We start from the raw sequence: 18,173 nt of genomic DNA, 5'->3' as shown, positions 1-18,173 counted from the left end.
CGGCTGAGCAAGATTTGATGTCTCTGAACGCGCGTCCTCGTGAGATCGGCTTTGTCCTGTTTGGCGGGCTGACGCAACTCGATTTGACGGGGCCTTGGGAGGTTCTGACGCGTCTGCCCAATACCCGTTGCCATCTGCTGGCCGAGGGACACGCTCCCGTTCGAAGTGCGAGCGGACTGAGCATCGTCCCAAACATGCTGCTTGAAGAATGCGGTCAGCTCGACATCGTGGTTGTTCCGGGCGGGCCTGGCCATCTGAATGCGATGCAGGACGAACGCCTTCTCTCGTTTCTACGGCGCCAGGAGCCCGGCTGCCAATTCCTGATGGCAGCCTGCACAGGCACGCTGGTGCTTGCTGCTGCCGGTCTGCTTCAGGGTTACGAGTGCACCACTCACTGGACAGCGCTGCATAGGCTCTCAGCTTTCGGAGCAATTCCCGTAAACCGGCGGGTCGTATTTGACCGGACGCGAGCCACCGGTGGCGGCGTGACGGCAGGTATCGATCTTAGCTTGGTCATGGCCGCCAAGCTGGCAGGTGAAGATGTCGCGCGGAAAATCCAGTTGATGATGGAATACGCGCCCGAACCTCCATTCGCCGGATCGCCCATGACCGCCGACCCTGCGACGGTCAGTGCGCTGGAACCACCGGCCGATGTCGCAGACCAGATAAGAGCCATCGATGCCGGCGCGATATCCAAACTTAGGGTGGAATCTTGGCCCGCATAGCGGTTGCGGACCTGAGCGTCCGGCTTTCACCGGACGCTCTTCGCTTTTGGGACGTCTGCTGCTTACTTGGCAGACAGGAATTCACCGACTTCGAGCACGCTGAACTCGTTGTTGTCGGCCTTATCGACGGCGCGGCCGGCGGAGAAGGGCAGGTTGTTGTCGTTGCCGATGATGATGTGGGTGGCGTCGATGACGTCGACATTCTCGATCGTCACGAACGGCATATCGTAGACGCCAGCGACGCTGCCGGCCTTCTTCTTGTTGTCCGGGTCCTGGATGTTCATCAGGTCGATATAGCCGATCTTGCGGACGGCCTTGCCGACATTGGCGTCGTTGAACTCGATCTTGTAGACGCGCTTGTGCTTGGCCGGTGCGTTGAAGCAGGTCGGCTCGGGCTTCGCCGGATCGGCGCAGGGCTTGTCGGCGGTGCCGGCACCGTTGTCGCGTTCGATGACGAGAGCGGTGGTCGCGTCGACCATGTTGAAATCGCCGATCGCCTCGCCGCCCTTGGAGAGCGGGTAAAGCCAGGAGCGGCCGGTCCATTTCTTGGAGGCAACGTCGAACTCGATGACGCGCAGCGCGGTCAGCCCGTCTGCGTCTTCGACCTTGCCGTCTTCTTTGTAGAGCGGTCCTTCGAGCAGGCCGTAGAGCTTGGCCCCGTCCTTGGACATCGCAAGACCTTCATAACCGCCGGAACGCTTCACGTTGAAGACCGGTGCCTTGGCGACCGGGTTGGCCTGCAGCTGGACGAGCGGGCTGTCGGGAGACGTGACGGGCTTGCCGTCCACGAGCGTCGATACGACGTCGGTCAGGCGGCCCTGCATGTCGACCTTGATGAGGTAGGGGCCGAACTCGTCGCCGAGCCAGAAACCGTCGGCGACCGGCTGGATCGATTCGATGTCGAAATCGGCGCCGGTGAGGTAACGGGTCTCCGAAGCTTCCGTGACGATCGGGAACGGCGCGATCTTGTTCGGGTCGGAGAGGAAGACGTTCTTCACGACTTCGGCCTTGTTGGCGGCCCAGTCGAATTTCATCTGGTGCAGGAACAGCATGGCGTCGGAGGAATTGCTCTTGCCGCCGAAACCGTTGTCCGACAGCGTCCAGAACGTGCCGTCAGCCATGGTCTTGATGCCGGAGAAACCCTGGACCGGCTGGCCGTCGAGCGGCAGCTTGACGTCCGTCACGCGGGCGCCGTCCTTGCCCGGCAGGGTGCCGAGGGCTTCGGTGCGCTTGCGGTCGGCGGTGGTGAACTTGCCGGAGGTCTTGAGGAACGCCGGTGCATCGGCCGGAGCCGCAACGACCGTGTTGGCGGGAAGGATCGCCTGGCCGGTGAGCTTGGCCGGGAATACCTTGTCGTCAGCAGAAGCGGAGCCGCCGATCAGCGCGGCGAGCGCGACGGTGGTGAGCAGAAAGCGGGTCATGAATTCACCTGTTGGTTGGCGTGTCGAAGACGCCAATCGGTTAAGGTGGGTGCATGACGGTGAGGTGATGGAAGGTTGACGCTTCGATGAAGCTTTGATGACTGAAATTTCACAAAGGCCGGCGGCCTCAAGCGCTCCTGCGAAGCGCCACCCAGCGCCCCGGCGTCATGCCGAATGTCTTCTTGAAATGACGGGTGAAATGCGCCTGATCGGCAAAGCCCGTATCGGCTGCGACATCCGCCAGGCTGCCGCCTTCCGACAGCATGATCTTTGCCCGATCGAGCCGGCGCATGACGAGGTAGCGGTGGGGGCTCGTTCCCAGAAGTTTCCGGAACTGCCTTGCCGTCGTGTAGCGGTCGAAGCCGCTCACCTCCTCAAGTTCCTCGGAAGAAACCGTGCGGCCCGAATTGGCCTGCAGGTAATCACGGCAGCGCAGAACCGCCTGCTGCGCGCGCGGCGTGCCCGGCGCACCACCCTTGCCGTCTGCATGGCGCCAGAGGCTTATTGCCATGCGGCCGATCAGGTCGTCGAGCAGCAGGTCCTGCGGCTCCGCCGCCAGATCGTCCAGGGCTTCGACAAGACACTGCCGGAATTCCGCATCCGCTATGATGGGATCAGGCACGAAGGGCAGGCCGCGCGAACCGCCGGCCGCCTCGATCAGCCGCTCCGGCGGCAGGTAGAGCATGCGGTAGCGCAGCCCGGCGTCGGTGCCGGCTGCCCCGTCATGCACCTCGTCCGGATGCAGCACGATGACATTGCCGGGCAGGCTGGCGCGGGCGGCACCGCGATACTGGAAGGTCTGCACGCCGGAAAGCGTCATTCCAATCGCATAGGTGTCGTGGCGATGCGGCTCGAAACCAAGCCCGTGGAACCGTGCCTCGATCCGCTCGATGCCGCGCGAGGAGGGCGCCTGGACGATGCCATCAGGCGCGCCTCTTGCGCTGCCGTCCGGCGTAGCATCGGAGCTGCCGCCAGACGTGCTTGCGGCGCTGCACGATCGTTCAAGACCAGCGGCATCGGCTGCCGCTATCTCGTCAGTTCTCGCATAACCTTCGACGGAGTTGTTTTTCATGTTCGATACCAAGATCGCGATCGTGCTTCGCGATGACCTCGCCCCCTGGCAGGAGCTCAACGTGACTGCGTTTCTGACGAGCGGCATCATCGCGCAAAATCCCGCGATCATTGGTGAAGCATATCGGGACGCGGCGGGTCATGTCTACCATCCGATGAGCATTCAGCCGATCGTGGTGCTGACCGCCGACCAGGAGACGCTGCGGACCATCCACCGGCGCTCGCTGGAGCGGGAGGTGACGACATCGGCCTATATCGAGGAAATGTTCTCGACCGGGCATGACGTGGCCAACCGCGAGGTATTCGCGCAGTTTGCGCCGGAAGACGCGAAACTGGTCGGCATCGCCCTCAGGGCCGAGAAGAAGATCGTCGACAAGATTACCAAAGGCTCGAAAATGCATAACTAACTGCGAAGAACGTAGTCTTCGGAATGACCCAGAGCGCGGCGATCGGCGTGGTCGAGGCCACGACATAGGCAGTGATGCTCAACAGCAAATAGTTGATCCAGGCGGCTGACCGCGAGGTTACGAGACCTGCGAGGGCGACGAGCAGGTTGGCGGCGCAGATCACCCGGATGATCGGGCGGATCCAGAGCGGCGAAAAGGCTCCAAGGCCCACCGCTTCCATGAGAAGGACGAGCAACAGCGAGAGCAGGACGACGACTGCGATCAGGACATTCGATGTCGGATAGCGCATCGGTTGCTCAGGCCTCCGGCGTCGCTAAGCTCGGGGCAAGCGATCGTCGCATACCCTTAAAGCTCCACCGCCTCGACCTTCTTGTTGACGAAGCGCAGGGCCACGCCGCCGCTGATCAGTTTCAAGGCGGTTTCGCCGAAAAGGTCGCGGCGCCAGCCGTGCAAGGCTCCGACATCGGCTGCCTCGCCCTCGGCGGCGATCCTTTCGAGATCGTCGGTATTGGCGATGATCTTGGCGGCGACGCCCTGCTTGTCGGAGATCAGCTTCAGGAGAACCTTGAGCAGCTCGACGGCGGCGGCGGTGCCTTCCGGAACATGCACATGTTTCGGCGCATGCGGCATCTCGGTCTTCGGCAGGGCAAGTGCTGCATTGACCGCCTCGATGATAGCGGTGCCGGAGGCAGAGCGCTCCCAGCCCTTCGGGATGGTGCGAAGCCGCGACATGGCCTCCACATCCTTCGGCTGCTGCTGGGCGATCTCGTAGATCGCGTCGTCCTTCAGCACGCGGGAACGCGGCACATTGCGGCTGCGCGCCTCGCGCTCGCGCCAGGCGGCGACGAATTTCAGGACGGCGAGCTCGGTCGGCTTGCGCAGCCGGGACTTCAGGCGCGCCCAGGCATCGTCCGGATGCAGGTCATAGGTGCCGGGCGATTCCAGCACGGCCATTTCCTCGGTCAGCCACAGCGCCCGGCCTTCGCGTTCCAGCTGGTCTTTCAGGAAGAGATAGACATCGCGCAGATGGGTGACGTCGGCCAGCGCATATTCGAGCTGCTTGTCCGAAAGCGGCCGGCGGCTCCAGTCGGTGAAGCGCGACGACTTGTCGAGATTCTCGCCCTTGATGCGGTTGACGAGCTGGTCATAGGAGACCGAGTCCCCGAAGCCGCAGACCATGGCGGCGACCTGGGTGTCGAAGATCGGATGCGGCACCAGATTGCCGAGATGGTGGATGATTTCGATATCCTGGCGGGCGGCGTGAAACACCTTGGTGACGGCGGGATTGGCCATCAGCTCGAAGAAGGGTTTCAGGCTCAGCCCCTTGGCGAGCGGATCGACGAGAACTTCCACGGTCGGGCTCGCCATCTGGATGAGGCACAGCTCGGGCCAGAAGGTCGTTTCCCTGAGGAACTCGGTGTCGATAGTGATGAAGTCCGATTGGGCCAGCTGGATGCAGGCTTCTTCGAGTGCGGTGGTGGTCTGGATCATCGTTTCATTCACGTGAGGGTGATCAACCTTCCTTCTCCTTCCGGCCGCATATGTCAATACGGAACGGTGTTTAACCTTTACTCCCGCTCGTCTTTATCGGGTCTGTCGGGTGGGCCAGCGAGCCGGTTGAAATAAGCCGACGTCCGGAGCAATGCCCGGAAGCGCCAGGAACGCTCCGCCGGGGGCACTGACGGGCGCGCCCGCATCCGCCTTAACGTGAAGATCATGAAGCCCAGGAAGATGAACGAGGTGTAGGCGAAAAAGGCGCGTGGCCCGCAATACTGCAGCAGGACCGAGGCGAGCAGCGGCCCGATCGTCGCTCCGACCGACCAGTAGAACAGCAGGCCGGCCGAAACCAGCGCATGCTCGCCGGGCTTGGCGTAATCGTTGCCATGCGCCGAGCACAGCGAATAGAGCGGCATCGAGAAGGCGCCGAACAGGAAGACGCTGACGATATTGGCGGTCTCGCTGGTGCCGGCACCGAAGGAGAGGTAGGCGCCTGTTATGATCGAACCGATCGTCGTCCACAGGATGACGCGACGCCGGTCGAGCCTGTCGGAATAGATGCCGAGCGGATATTGCAGCACCACGCCGCCGACGATGCCGGCGCTCATGAAGGTGGCGATCGAGGTTATGCTCATGCCGATCTCTGCCGCATAGATCGGCCCGATATTGCGGAAGGCGGCCATCGACAGGCCGACCGAAATGACGCCCACCACCGCGAGCGGCGAAATCCGCCAGACCGCCTTGAGATCGAAGGCGATCGTCTCCGGCGGCGCCGGGCTCGACTTGTCGGCGATCGAGATCGGCACCAGCGACAGGATCAGCGCGATGGTGATGATGTTGAAGATGATCGGGCCTTCGATGCCGACGGTCGGGATGATGTATTGTGCCACCGTCACCGAGCCGAGATCGACGAAACGGTAGATGGAGAGCGTGCGCGCCCGGTTGGCATTGGTGACCTTGGCGTTGATCCAGCTCTCGACCGTTGCAAACAGGCTGGCGACCGCGATGCCGGTCACGAAGCGCATCGCGAACCAAAAGGTCGGGTCGACGATCATCGACATGCCGATCGAAGCGGACGCGGTGACCGCCGCCATCGCCGAGAAGGTGCGGATATGGCCGATCTGCCTGAGCAGCCGCGTCACGTACATGCAGCCGACGGCGAAGCCGATGCTGTACCCCGCGCCGATCATGCCGATGGTCGAGGGCGAAAAGCCCTCAGCCGAGCCGCGCAGCGCGATATAGGTGCCCTGCAACCCGTTGCCGCCGATTAGGATGCCTGCGGTGACGAGGAGGGGGATCAGCGGACGGATATGGCTCATCAGGGGAGGGCTTTATGCGGGAATCGGGAAAGCTCTGGCGGTTCCACTCGTTTTATATCCCGAACGATCGGCAAGGCCAGCGATAAGCGACACGCTTGGTCTTTCTGATGTGAGCGGTTCATGGAAAGGGCAGTGAGCGGCCTGTTCGCGCCTGGCTCGACACGCTGACGGCCACAGGATATCCCGTCATTCCCGGCAGGCGTTTGGGCGAAACATCGGTTCTGCCTTGACAAAGCATGTCCATCATGCGCTTTTCCCGCCGATTTTCCATAAAGTCGGCAGGCCGTGCATCGCACGCCGAAAGACCGCAAAACCTACCAGTCCAGGATACTGAAATGCACCGTTACCGCAGCCATACCTGTGCCGCCCTGAAGAAGTCCGACGTCGGATCGACCGTCCGCCTGTCCGGCTGGGTGCATCGCGTGCGAGATCACGGCGGCGTGCTGTTCATCGACCTTCGCGACCATTACGGCATGACCCAGGTCGTCGCCGATCCGGACAGCCCCGCCTTCAAGACCGCCGAGATCGTCCGCGGCGAATGGGTGATCCGCATCGACGGCCTCGTCAAGGCGCGCTCGGAAGACACCGTCAACAAGGGCATGGCGACCGGTGAGATCGAGCTCTACGCCCAGGAGATCGAAGTGCTCTCCGCCGCCAAGGAACTGCCGCTGCCGGTGTTCGGCGAGCCGGACTATCCGGAAGACGTGCGCCTCAAGTACCGCTTCCTCGACCTGCGCCGCGAAACCCTGCACCGGAACATCGTCAAGCGCACCCAGATCATTTCCGACATGCGCCGCCGCATGGGCGAGATCGGTTTCGCCGAATATTCGACGCCGATTTTGACCGCCTCCTCGCCGGAAGGCGCGCGCGACTTCCTGGTGCCGAGCCGCATCCATGAAGGCAAGTTCTTCGCGCTGCCGCAGGCGCCGCAGCAGTACAAGCAGCTCTTGATGGTCGCCGGCTTCGACCGTTATTTCCAGATCGCGCCGTGCTTCCGCGACGAAGACCCGCGCGCCGACCGCCTGCCGGGCGAGTTCTATCAGCTCGACCTGGAAATGAGCTTCGTCACCCAGGAAGACGTCTGGAACACGATGGGTCCGGTCATGACCGGCGTGTTCGAACAGTTCGCCGAAGGCAAGCCTGTCACCAAGGAATGGCCGCGCATTCCCTACGACGTGGCGATCCGCAAATACGGCTCCGACAAGCCGGACCTGCGCAACCCGATCGAGATGCAGGCCGTCACCGACCATTTCGCCGGCTCCGGCTTCAAGGTGTTCGCGGGCATGATCGCCTCGAACCCGAAGGTCGAAGTCTGGGCCATCCCGGCCAAGACCGGCGGCTCCAGAGCCTTCTGCGACCGCATGAACGCCTGGGCGCAGTCGACCGGCCAGCCCGGCCTCGGCTACATCTTCTGGCGCAAGGAGGGCGACAAGCTCGAAGGCGCCGGTCCGCTTGCCAAGAACATCGGCGAAGAACGCACCGAAGCCATCCGCACCCAGCTCGGCCTGGATGACGGCGACGCCTGCTTCTTCGTCGCCGGCGATCCGGCCAAGTTCTACAAGTTCGCAGGCGAAGCCCGCACCCGCGCCGGCGAGGAACTGAACCTTGTCGACCGCGACCGTTTCGACATGTGCTGGATCGTCGACTTCCCGTTCTACGAATGGAGCGAGGAAGAAAAGAAGCTCGATTTCGCCCACAACCCCTTCTCCATGCCGCAGGGCGGCATCGAGGCGCTGGAAAACCAGGATCCGCTGACGATCAAGGCATTCCAGTACGACGCGGTGTGCAACGGCTTCGAAATCGCTTCGGGCTCGATCCGCAACCAGTCGCCGGAACTGATGGTCAAGGCCTTTGAAAAGGTCGGTCTCAGCCAGGCGGATGTCGAGGATCGGTTCGGCGGCATGTACCGCGCCTTCCAGTACGGCGCGCCTCCGCATGGCGGTGCCGCCTTCGGCATCGACCGTATCGTCATGCTGCTCGTCGGCGCCAAGAACCTGCGCGAAGTGACGCTGTTCCCGATGAACCAGCAGGCGCAGGACCTCCTGATGGGCGCCCCGTCGCCGGCGACGCCGCAGCAGTTGCGCGAGCTCGCCATCCGCGTCATGCCGACGCCGAAGAAGGACTGAGTTTTGCAGCAAACAAAAAAAGCCCGGCCAAGCGCCGGGCTTTTTGATTCAATCTATGAGGACGACCGGCCTAAAGGTCGGCGGCGACGGCTTTTTTCAGGCCCAGCGTGAACTGGCCCCACATGCCTTCGAGCGTCGTGTTGGTCAGCCCCACCAGTGTGATTTTCTTTGCCAGGTCCATGAACCAGTGGTGGCCGTAGACGCCGCCCCATTGCAGCGAACCGGGCGAAACCGGCAGTCCTGCCTTTGCCGGATCGAGCACGATCGCCCAGCCAAAACCGAACCCGAAGCCCGGCCGCGTCGGCTCCAGCAGACCGCCGATCTGGTTGGTCGTCATCTGCCGGACCGTCTCTTCCGACAGCAGCGGCGCGCCGCCCTTACGGATGGTTTCGAGCACGGTCAGCACGTCGGAGGCGGTCCCGGCCATGCCGCCGCCGCCGGAATGGAAAGAGGCGGGGTCGAAGATGCGGTCCGGCGCGAATGTCACCGATCCGTCGAGCGCACGAACCTTTTCCGTCTCGCCCATGCGCTTCGGTTCGGGTGAACCGTCGACGTAAGGCGCCGCGAGCCGGCTGCGGTCGGTGACGGTGAAGCCGGTATCGGAAAGGCCGAGCGGCTGCATGACCAGCTCGGTGACGGCCTCGCCGAGGCGTTTTCCGGTCTCCTTCTCGATGACGCCGCCGATCACGTCCATCGAGACCGAATATCGCCAGCCGGTGCCGGGGGCGAAGAGCAGCGGCACCGAGGCGATGCGGCGGAGGTTCTCTTCCAGCGAGAGGCCCGGCTGATCGACGCCATCCGACACGCCGGCCCGGACATAGGGACCATCTTCCAGGTGAAAACAATAGCTGAGGCCGGAGGTGTGGGTGAGGAGATGCCGGATGAGGATCGCCGGTTCCGACCCGTCTTCGAGCCGCGGCCGGAAGTCCGGCAGCCATTTCGTCACCGGATCGTCGAGGCCGACGCGGCCCTGTTCGATCAGCCGCATGGCGGTGATGGTGACGATCGGCTTGGTTATCGAGGCCAGGCGGAAGATCGTGTCCTCGCTGGCCTTCAGGCCCGCTTCCCGGTCCGCCAATCCGGCTGCGCGGCGGTAGACGATCTCGCCATCCCTGGCGACCATCACCACGGTGCCGACCAGCCGCCTGGCGGCTAGGGCATCATCGATCGCCGCGTCAATGCTTGGGCAGAATATCCGGGTCGATGGTTGGATTGGCAAGTTCATGGGCAAAAACCTCCGCTAAAGACACCGTTATCTAGGGTCGCCTCGGGAGTGGGACGATCCTCTGAGCGATAAAACATCTGCCTATGCCTGATCGCCGGTCCCTGCCTCGTCACCGCAATGGGGTCGCTCGAGCCCGCCTGGGGTGTCAGGATGCCGTCCTGGCGTCCCGTGCGTCAAGCGAATAGGGGAACCATATCCGCGCGCTTGTGTTGTTAGAACAGCAGAAGCACAGGGAGAAAAAGACATGCGCAAGACCCTACTGGCCGCGTCGGCGGTCCTGATCGCACTCTCGGGCGCGGCTTACGCCCAGACCACGATCGTCACCCAGGATCCGGTCACGACCAATTCGACGGTCGTCCTGCCCGGCGAAGTCCGCACCTATGTCATGGAGCAGAGCGTTCCATCAATCTCCTACGAGGGAGAGGTCGCTGTCGGCGCCGCGCTGCCGGAGACGGTAGAAGTGCGCAGGGTCGATGGTTACGACGATTATGCCTACACGGTCGTCAACGATCGGCGCGTTATCGTCAATCCGCAGACCCGCACCGTCATCCAGGTTCTGGAATAATTTCCACCCGGCTCTTTTCGAGCACAAGAACCCGGCGAGCGATCGCCGGGTTTTCTGTTGGCGGACGCAAGGTCCTCAGTCGTTGGCAGTGACCTTGACGCCCAGGACCTTCGGCAGGGTGTTCGGTGCGCCCATCGCGGCACCCATGATCATCGGGAAGGGGACGGCATTGGCCGGTTCCGCAGTGATCGTGAAACTGCCCGGCTTGTCGAGATAGGTATTGACCGCAGCGCTGACCATGTTCTGCAGTTCCGGCACGTTGTATTGCGCCAGCATCAGCGGCGTCATGCCCTTCAGCATCTGCGCCATGGCTTCGCCCGTGGTGCCCTGGCTCTTGCCGGCGTAGTCGAGCGCCTTCTTGGTGATGCCGGCGTCTTCGAAGCGGATTTCTGCGCTGTTGAAGGTGAGGCGCTGCATCAGGCCAAGCATGGCAAGGCCCGCGGCCTGCTGGGCCTCTTCCTTGTTCGGATTGGATTCCATCGCCTTGGCCGTTTCATTCGCCGACTTGATGAAGTCGAGCGTGTAGCCGGACATGCTGAAGGCGAGGTTGAGGCGGCCGACCTTGGCGAAATCGAGGGCGTATTCGTCGACGTCGAGCGTGCCGTCCTTGAGGGTCCAGGCGCCGGACATGGCGATCTTGCCGTCAAGCGATGTGATGCCGAGCTGCTGCAGCGTGTCCTTGGCCTGCGCGTCATCGACGAGGCTGAGGTCGCTCTTGATGCCGTTGGCCTGGAGGTCGAAGCCGATGGAGGAACTGTCGTCGGCGACCTCCGTGGTGACGTTCATCTCGTCGACCGAGAAGGCCGGCTTGCCGTCGACGGTGGCGGTCATCTTGCCGACATGGGCTTGATCATAGAGCAGGATCGCATCGAGGCTGTCGCCGCTCGCATTGGCCGGAATGGTAAGGCCGCTGATCGAGATGTCCGAGGCGGTTAAGGTGGTCTTGTCCTGGGTGGCGTTGATGTTGTCGAACGTGACCGTCTCCACCGTGTAACCGCCGTTATCCTCTTCGACACCCTCGAACTTGACGGTGCCGAGCGGCAGGCTCTGCTTGCCGGCCTGGATCAGGATCTTGGCATTGGTGAGAGTAACGTCCGAACCAGTGACGGTGGCCTTTTCCGCCGAGAAGCCGGCGCCGCCCTGGACCGAAAGCGCGCTGTTGATCTTGGCGACGAGATCGTTGCCGTCGAGCGCAAACGCCGGGCCGGCGAAAGTCGAAAGCGCTGCGCCGGCGAGCAGAAGCCGGGCCTTGGTGGAGTATTGCATCGGATTTCCTCCTGGCGGGCAATGATCCGGCCCGCGTTTCCTTTTGGGTTTGTGGGTAGTTCGGTTACTGGTTCGCGGCACCTTATAGGCACGCCGGGTAAAAGGTTTATGGCTTTGTTCCACATTCCTTTCGTCAAAATTGCGGCTGACGATTCAGGGTAAACCAAACGCTGATTTCGGCTTCGGAAAAGCCTTCATCCACAGGCTGTCGCCCGGTCTTTCTTGCCGAGAATCAGGCTTTCCGCTAGTCAAGGCCCATGGGAAAAAATCTGACACCACCCGGCGGCGACGGCGGCGACAACATCCTGCCGGTCGATCTGAAAGCAGCGCTCGAAGAGCGTTATCTCGCCTATGCGCTTTCGACAATCATGCATCGTGCGTTGCCGGACGTGCGCGACGGCCTGAAACCCGTCCACCGCCGCATCGTCTATGCGATGAGCGAGATGGGCCTGCGTCCCAATGCAGCCTTCCGCAAATGCGCCAAGATCGTCGGCGAGGTGATGGGTAACTTCCATCCGCACGGCGACCAGTCGATCTATGACGCGCTGGCGCGCCTTGCACAGGATTTCTCCCAGCGCTATCCGCTCGTCAACGGCCAGGGAAATTTCGGCAATATCGACGGCGATAGCCCTGCCGCGATGCGTTACACCGAGAGCAAGATGACGGCGGTCTCCGAACTGCTGCTCGAAGGCATCGACCAGGACGCGGTGGATTTCCGCGATACCTACGACGAATCGAATTCGGAACCGGTCGTCTTGCCGGGCGCCTTCCCGAACCTGCTGGCTAACGGCACGTCGGGCATTGCGGTCGGCATGGCGACATCCATCCCGCCGCACAATGTCCACGAACTGTGCGATGCCGCGCTTCACCTGATCAAGAACCCGGCCGCGACCATCGAGGACCTGATGGCGGATCCGGCCGAGCCCGCCAAGGGCGGCATCGAAGGCCCCGATCTGCCGACCGGCGGCATCATCATCGACAGCCGACAGTCGATCGTCGAGGCCTACAAGACCGGCCGCGGCGGTTTTCGCGTGCGTGCCCGCTGGGTCATCGAGGATCTCGGCCGCGGCGGCTACCAGATCGTCGTCACCGAAATTCCGTTCCAGGTGCAGAAATCGCGCCTGATCGAAAAGATCGCCGAGCTGCTGCTTGCCCGTAAGCTGCCGCTGCTCGAAGACGTGCGCGACGAATCGGCCGAAGACGTGCGTGTCGTGCTGGTGCCGAAGAGCCGCACGGTGGATGCGACCCTGCTGATGGAATCGCTGTTCAAGCTTTCCGAGCTGGAAACCCGCCTGCCGCTCAACATGAACGTACTCTCCATGGGCCGGGTGCCCAAGGTGATGGCGCTCAACGAAGTGCTGCTGGAGTGGCTGGCGCATCGCCGCGACGTGCTGGTGCGCCGCTCGCGCTTCCGGCTGGCGGCGATCGACCGGCGCCTGGAAATCCTCGGCGGCCTGCTGATCGCCTACCTCAATATCGACGAGGTGATCCGTATCATCCGCGAGGAGGACGAACCGAAGCCCGTCATGATGGAGCGCTGGTCGCTTTCCGACATGCAGGTCGAGGCGATCCTCAACATGCGGCTGCGCGCCTTGCGCAAGCTCGAAGAGTTCGAGATCCGCACCGAGCATGAGAACCTCACCAGGGAGAAGGCGGATATCGAATCGCTGCTGGCTTCCGAGGACAAGCAGTGGCGGGTGATCGAGCACGAGATCCAGGACGTCCGCAAGAATTTCGCCAAGGGCCGCGGCAAGCCGTATGCGCGACTGACGACCTTCGCCGATGCGCCGGATGCCGATATCGAGGCGATCAACCAGTCGATGATCGAGAAGGAACCGATCACGGTCGTCGTCTCGCAGAAGGGCTGGATCCGCGCGCTGAAGGGACATATCTCGGATACCTCGACGCTGACCTTCAAGGAAGGCGACGGGCCGAAGATCGCGTTTACGGCCCAGACGACCGACAAGCTGCTGCTCGTGACGACGGGCGGCAAGGTCTATACGCTCGGTGCCGACAAGCTGCCGGGCGGCCGCGGCCATGGCGAGCCGATCCGCATCATCGTCGACATGGAGAACGACCAGGACATCCTGACCGCTTTCGTCCATGATCCACAGCGCAAGCTCATCGTCGCCTCGACCGCGGGCAACGGTTTTGTCGTGGCCGAAAGCGAGATGATCGCCAATACCCGCAAGGGCAAGCAGATCATGAACGTCGCCATGCCCGACGAGACGAAGCTGGTCGTGCCGGTCTCGGGCGATCATGTCGCGGTCGTCGGCGAAAACCGCAAGCTGCTGGTCTTCCCCTTGTCGCAGCTGCCGGAAATGACCCGCGGCAAGGGCGTGCGCCTGCAGCGCTACAAGGACGGCGGCATTTCCGACATCCGTTGCTTTACCATGGCCGACGGCCTTTCCTGGGAAGACAGCGCCGGCCGCTCGTTCACCCGTAACAAGGACGAACTACTCGAATGGATCGCCGACCGCGCCACCGCCGGTCGCGCCGTTCCGAAGGGCTTTCCCCGGAGCGGGAAGTTCGCCGGGTGATCAGGTGAGGGGAACGGTGTGATCGCGCAGGAAACGCGTCGCGCCTTCCTCGTCGATCTCGCCGGCGGCGACCCCGAGGACGAACTTGTAGAGAATGGTTTCATCGGTCTCGATGAAATAGCCATTGTCCATCAGGAATACACCCGCCGCAACGATAGCGATCCGCTTATTGCCATCGATGAAGGCGTGGTTCATGGCCAAGCCGAAGAGGTATGCGGCGGCTAGTTCAATTAGATCGTTACAGCCGTAAGCGACTTTGTTGAGCGGACGCATCAAAGCGGATTCCAAGGCGCCTTCGTCTCGCAAACCGTAAGAGCCGCCGAATTTTTCGATCTGTCTTTTGTGCAGGTGCTCGACAACGGGCCGCGACAGGAAGTTGAACTGCATTATTCAGCCAGCTTCTTCAGCGCGACCTTGTATTTGTCCATGAAACGTTCCGCATGTTCGAGCTGGCGTGCAAAATCATCGTCGATCGGCTTCAGAACCAGTCGCCCCGCCTCTTCAGCCAAATTGACGCTATCTCCCGCCTTCAGCCCCATGCGGTCCAGAACTTCCTTCGGAATGATGATCCCCTCGGAGTTTCCGATCTTGCGAATAGCGACGTTCATGAATTCATCCTCATGTTGCAACGGAGTTATAACATGAGGAGGCAGGGCTGAAAAGTCTTCTCAAACAGGCAAAGCCGTCCGCATCCTCTTCACCTGCCGCATCTGCCAGGCCGAATATCCGATCAGCGCCAGCACCAGGATCGAGCCGCCCAAGAGCGTGCGGGAGGATGGGATTTCGGCGAAGATCAACCAGACCCAGATCGGCGCGAGGATCGTTTCCAGGAGATAGAACATGCCGACCTCGGGACCGGAGAGATATTTCGGGCCGGTTGCCAGGCACCAGAAGGCGAGCGGCATCATGACGGCGCCATCGAATACCACCCAGACGGGGTCTGCGACCGAAAAGCCGCCCGTGCCGGCAAGGGCGGATGCGCCGACGAAGGAAAGCCCGATCGTTGCCGGTATGATGGTCGCGACCAGCGGCACGAAGCCCATGTCGATACGCGCTACTCGGCTGAGCGTGATCGCTAAGGCCAGCAGGAACGACGCCGTTGCCGCCAGGATGTCGCCGAGGAGATGGCCGCCCGTAAGGCCGCCCGAAACGATCAGGCCGACGCCGAAAAACATCACCAGCATGGTGACGAGCGTCGAAGGCGAGGGGCGCTCCTTCAGGACCAGCCAGCCGAGAATGGCGGCATACATCGGCGTGAAGGCGACGATGAAGACGACATTGGCGGTTGCCGTGTTGAAGACGGCGCCGAGGAAGGCGATTGTCGAAATGCCGTAGCAGAAACCGGCGGCAAGCCCCGCCTTGCCGGGGACCAGCACCGGTCGGGTCGAGCCGAAGCGTCGGACGAGCAGCCACAGGATGATGGCGGCGACGAAGGTCGCGGTGCTGCGCAGCGCAACCGTCGACCACATCTCGCCATGCCCGAGCCGCACGAGCGGCACGTCGAAGGAGAGCGCAAGGCCGCCGATTGCGGTGAGCACGAGGCCCTTTTTATGATCGTTCATGGGATGATGTCAGATGTCCGTGGCGGGATCGAAGATTTCCCAGCCGCGTGGCGTCAGGTGTTCCTGGGGCTGGAAGCGGGTCTTGTAGCCCATCTTCGCCGAACCCTTCACCCAATATCCGAGATAGACATGCGGCAGGCCGAGCGTTCTGGTGCGGGCGATGTGGTCGAGGATCATGAACGTGCCGAGCGAGCGCTTTTCATATTCCGGATTGAAGAAGGAATAGACCATCGACAGGCCGTCGCTCATCATGTCGGTCAGCGCAACGGCAAGCAACTCGCCCTTCGGCTCGGTGCTGATGCCGGAGTCGGGCTCGCGGCGGCGGTACTCGATGATGCGGGTGTTGACATGCGTGTCCTCGACCATAATCGCGTAGTCGAGTGCCGACATGTCCGACATGCCGCCCCGCTGATGGCGATCGTCGAGATATCGGCGGAAGAGCGAGAATTGCTCCGTGGAGGGTTGCGCGGGGTAGACCGTCGCGATCACGTCGCGATTGGTGGCGAGAACCCGTTTCATCGAGCGCACGGGTTCGAATTCGTGAGCGAGGATGCGCACGGAAATGCACGCGCGGCATGATTCGCAGGCCGGCCGGTAGGCGATGTTCTGCGAACGGCGGAAACCGCCCTGGGTCAGTAGGTCGTTCATCTCGGCCGCGCGAGGGCCTACCAGGTGAGTGAAGACCTTTCGCTCCATTTCACCCGGGAGATAGGGACAAACTGCCGGGGCCGTCAGGTAGAACTGCGGTGAGGGCGTTGCCTGGGTGTTCATTGCGTCGTGGCAGTCCGGTCTTTAGGATCGTAAATGTCATACCATGGCGCATAAAAGCGAAACGTCAACCATATGCTGCGAGAGGCAGCCGGCTAGTGCCATAAACTTTCGGTCAGTAGCGTAATCGTTACGACGTACGCACCACGACGGTGCCGAGCAGCAGGTCGTGCACGAGGCGCGAACGCTCGATGAACAGGCCGGCGAGGAGAATCAGCGGCGTCAGCACCGAGTTGATGATCCAGAAGATCACCGTGTGGGCCATGGCGGTCAGGAAATCCATCCGACGGCCGTCGAGCCGCACCATGGCCAGCCCCATGGCGCGCATGCCGGGCGAAGCTTGAGCCGAGCCACCGAGCGTCATCCCGAAATAAAGAAGGGCGACGATTACGAACAGGGCCGGATAGAGCATGAAGCCGAGACCGAGCGTGATGATGCCGAGGAAGAACACCACGACCGCCGCCGGAATGCACAAAAGCAGCACGATCACGTAGTCTATGATGAAGGCGAACACCCGCCGCGAAAGGACGCCACTATAGGCGCGCCAGTCGTCCGGTGCGGCATAGGTCGGGTTCGGGTCGAGGCTCATCGTTTCAACATCTCCTGTTTCTCGAACATTGATATGGGATGAAACCGCCTCGGCAACAAGATCACCCGTTCTTCGCCAGTTTCTTCGCCACGTCCACCGCGAAATAGGAAAGAATGCCGTCGCAGCCGGCGCGTTTGAAGCAGAGCAGCGTCTCCATCATGACCCGTTCGCCGTCGATCCAGCCGTTCATTGCGGCGGCCTTGATCTGCGTGTATTCGCCGGAGACCTGGTAGGCGAAGACGGGAAGGCCGAATGCTTCCTTGATGCGCCAGCAGATGTCGAGATAGGCGATGCCCGGTTTGACCATCAGCATGTCGGCGCCTTCCTCGACGTCGAGAGCCGCATCCCGCACCGCTTCGGTTCCGTTGGCCGGCGAGATGTAATAGCTGTTCTTGTCGCCCTTCAGTAGGCCGCTGGTATTGATCGCCTCGCGATAGGGGCCGTAGAAACCGGACGAGAATTTCGTCGCATAGGACATGATGCCGACATCCTGGTGGCCCGCGGCGTCCAGCCCGCGGCGGATGGCACCGATGCGGCCGTCCATCATTTCCGATGGCGCGATGATGTCGGCACCGGCATCCGCCTGCATGACGGCGGCGCGGACGATCTGGTCGACCGTCTCGTCGTTGACGATCACGCCGTCCCGGAGAATCCCGTCATGGCCGTGGCTGGTGAACGGATCGAGCGCCACGTCGGTGATGATGCCGATATTCGGCGCCGCTTTCTTGAAAGCGGCGGTCGCCTGGTTGATCAGGTTGCTGGCGACCAGGCTGTTGGAGCCGGTCTCGTCGCGCAACGCCATCTCAATATCGGGGAAGGTGGCAATCGCCGGAATGCCGAGATCGGCCGCTTCCTTGATCGCCTCGACCGCCTTGTCGACGCTCATGCGGTTGACGCCGGGCATGGCGGCGATCGGATCGACGATGCCGGTGCCGGGAACGATGAAGATCGGCCAGATCAGATCGTCCACCGTTAGCCGGTTCTCCTGTACCAGCCTGCGCGTCCAGTCGGCCTTGCGGTTGCGCCGCATGCGGCGGTGGCCGGTGATCTCGTCGACCAGATGCGTCTTGTCCATGGCAAAGTCTCCAACTT

The 18,173-nt window shown here is 62.3% G+C and carries 18 protein-coding genes; 5 read left to right on the top strand and 13 right to left on the bottom strand.

The genetic code is table 11. The features are described from left to right. Nucleotides 1-17: 17 nt before the first annotated feature. Nucleotides 18-725, top strand: coding sequence for a DJ-1/PfpI family protein (locus C5L10_RS25380; RefSeq protein ID WP_105431926.1), 708 nt, complete (start codon nt 18-20; stop codon nt 723-725). A 62-nt stretch (nt 726-787) separates the two neighbouring features. Here C5L10_RS25380 and C5L10_RS25375 read toward each other — a convergent pair whose 3' ends face one another. Continuing rightward, nucleotides 788-2,146: an esterase-like activity of phytase family protein gene (locus C5L10_RS25375; RefSeq protein ID WP_105431925.1), complete on the bottom strand. Its 1,359-nt coding sequence runs from the start codon at nt 2,144-2,146 to the stop codon at nt 788-790. A gap of 127 nt (nt 2,147-2,273) precedes the next feature. Further along, a complete protein-coding gene (locus tag C5L10_RS25370) occupies nt 2,274-3,218 on the bottom strand; it encodes an AraC family transcriptional regulator (protein WP_105431924.1) in 945 nt (314 codons plus the stop codon). On the opposite strand from C5L10_RS25370, the gene C5L10_RS25365 reads away from it, so the two are divergent. Further along, nucleotides 3,217-3,624: a DUF2000 family protein gene (locus C5L10_RS25365; protein WP_105431923.1), complete on the top strand. Its 408-nt coding sequence runs from the start codon at nt 3,217-3,219 to the stop codon at nt 3,622-3,624. The genes C5L10_RS25370 and C5L10_RS25365 overlap by 2 nt on opposite strands. Here the strand turns inward: C5L10_RS25365 and C5L10_RS25360 are convergent. The 3 genes from C5L10_RS25360 to C5L10_RS25350 all read right to left on the bottom strand — a co-directional run bounded on the left by C5L10_RS25360 (nt 3,596) and on the right by C5L10_RS25350 (nt 6,440). Then, nucleotides 3,596-3,913, bottom strand: coding sequence for a hypothetical protein (locus C5L10_RS25360; RefSeq protein WP_105431922.1), 318 nt, complete (start codon nt 3,911-3,913; stop codon nt 3,596-3,598). The genes C5L10_RS25365 and C5L10_RS25360 overlap by 29 nt on opposite strands. Before the next feature lie 56 nt (nt 3,914-3,969). Next, entirely contained in the window at nt 3,970-5,115 is a 1,146-nt protein-coding gene (gene rnd, locus C5L10_RS25355) for a ribonuclease D (protein ID WP_105431921.1), read from the bottom strand. Nucleotides 5,116-5,192: 77 nt separating this feature from the next. Beyond that, entirely contained in the window at nt 5,193-6,440 is a 1,248-nt protein-coding gene (locus tag C5L10_RS25350) for an MFS transporter (protein WP_105431920.1), read from the bottom strand. A 335-nt stretch (nt 6,441-6,775) separates the two neighbouring features. On the opposite strand from C5L10_RS25350, the gene aspS reads away from it, so the two are divergent. Then, entirely contained in the window at nt 6,776-8,566 is a 1,791-nt protein-coding gene (gene aspS, locus C5L10_RS25345; protein ID WP_105431919.1) for an aspartate--tRNA ligase, read from the top strand. 70 nt (nt 8,567-8,636) lie between these two features. Here aspS and C5L10_RS25340 read toward each other — a convergent pair whose 3' ends face one another. Continuing rightward, nucleotides 8,637-9,791, bottom strand: coding sequence for a serine hydrolase (locus C5L10_RS25340; protein WP_105431918.1), 1,155 nt, complete (start codon nt 9,789-9,791; stop codon nt 8,637-8,639). A gap of 244 nt (nt 9,792-10,035) precedes the next feature. Here C5L10_RS25340 and C5L10_RS25335 point away from each other — a divergent pair, with 244 nt between their 5' ends. Then, the gene (locus C5L10_RS25335; RefSeq protein ID WP_046636515.1) at nt 10,036-10,356 is read left to right on the top strand and encodes a DUF1236 domain-containing protein; all 321 of its coding nucleotides are present in this window, start codon (nt 10,036-10,038) and stop codon (nt 10,354-10,356) included. Nucleotides 10,357-10,431: 75 nt separating this feature from the next. On the opposite strand, the gene C5L10_RS25330 is transcribed toward C5L10_RS25335, so the two are convergent. Beyond that, nucleotides 10,432-11,622, bottom strand: a complete 1,191-nt coding sequence (locus C5L10_RS25330; protein WP_105431917.1) for a hypothetical protein — start codon at nt 11,620-11,622, stop codon at nt 10,432-10,434. Nucleotides 11,623-11,879: 257 nt separating this feature from the next. Here C5L10_RS25330 and parC point away from each other — a divergent pair, with 257 nt between their 5' ends. Beyond that, nucleotides 11,880-14,162 (top strand): DNA topoisomerase IV subunit A, encoded by a 2,283-nt coding sequence (gene parC, locus C5L10_RS25325; RefSeq protein ID WP_105431916.1) that lies wholly within the window; start codon nt 11,880-11,882, stop codon nt 14,160-14,162. Here the strand turns inward: parC and C5L10_RS25320 are convergent, their stop codons facing one another. The 6 genes from C5L10_RS25320 to hemB form a co-directional block, all read right to left on the bottom strand. Continuing rightward, the gene (locus C5L10_RS25320; RefSeq protein WP_046667822.1) at nt 14,163-14,549 is read right to left on the bottom strand and encodes a type II toxin-antitoxin system death-on-curing family toxin; all 387 of its coding nucleotides are present in this window, start codon (nt 14,547-14,549) and stop codon (nt 14,163-14,165) included. Next, nucleotides 14,549-14,770, bottom strand: coding sequence for an AbrB/MazE/SpoVT family DNA-binding domain-containing protein (locus tag C5L10_RS25315; RefSeq protein ID WP_046667821.1), 222 nt, complete (start codon nt 14,768-14,770; stop codon nt 14,549-14,551). Before C5L10_RS25315 ends, C5L10_RS25320 begins: the two co-directional genes overlap by 1 nt. A 60-nt stretch (nt 14,771-14,830) precedes the next feature. Beyond that, nucleotides 14,831-15,724: a DMT family transporter gene (locus tag C5L10_RS25310; RefSeq protein ID WP_105431915.1), complete on the bottom strand. Its 894-nt coding sequence runs from the start codon at nt 15,722-15,724 to the stop codon at nt 14,831-14,833. A 9-nt stretch (nt 15,725-15,733) separates the two neighbouring features. After that, nucleotides 15,734-16,495 (bottom strand): arginyltransferase, encoded by a 762-nt coding sequence (locus C5L10_RS25305; RefSeq protein ID WP_105431914.1) that lies wholly within the window; start codon nt 16,493-16,495, stop codon nt 15,734-15,736. Between the two features lie 127 nt (nt 16,496-16,622). Beyond that, nucleotides 16,623-17,081 carry an RDD family protein gene (locus C5L10_RS25300; protein ID WP_037080674.1) on the bottom strand — a complete coding sequence of 153 codons (459 nt, stop codon included), beginning with the start codon at nt 17,079-17,081 and terminating at the stop codon, nt 16,623-16,625. Between the two features lie 61 nt (nt 17,082-17,142). Next, nucleotides 17,143-18,156: a porphobilinogen synthase gene (hemB, locus tag C5L10_RS25295; RefSeq protein WP_105431913.1), complete on the bottom strand. Its 1,014-nt coding sequence runs from the start codon at nt 18,154-18,156 to the stop codon at nt 17,143-17,145. Nucleotides 18,157-18,173 lie beyond the last annotated feature (17 nt).

Origin of the sequence: Neorhizobium sp. T6_25 (assembly GCF_002968555.1) — a bacterium.
Lineage (GTDB): Bacteria > Pseudomonadota > Alphaproteobacteria > Rhizobiales > Rhizobiaceae > Neorhizobium.
Note: the sequence above shows the minus strand (reverse complement) of the source record. Positions and strands in the feature narration are given on the sequence as shown.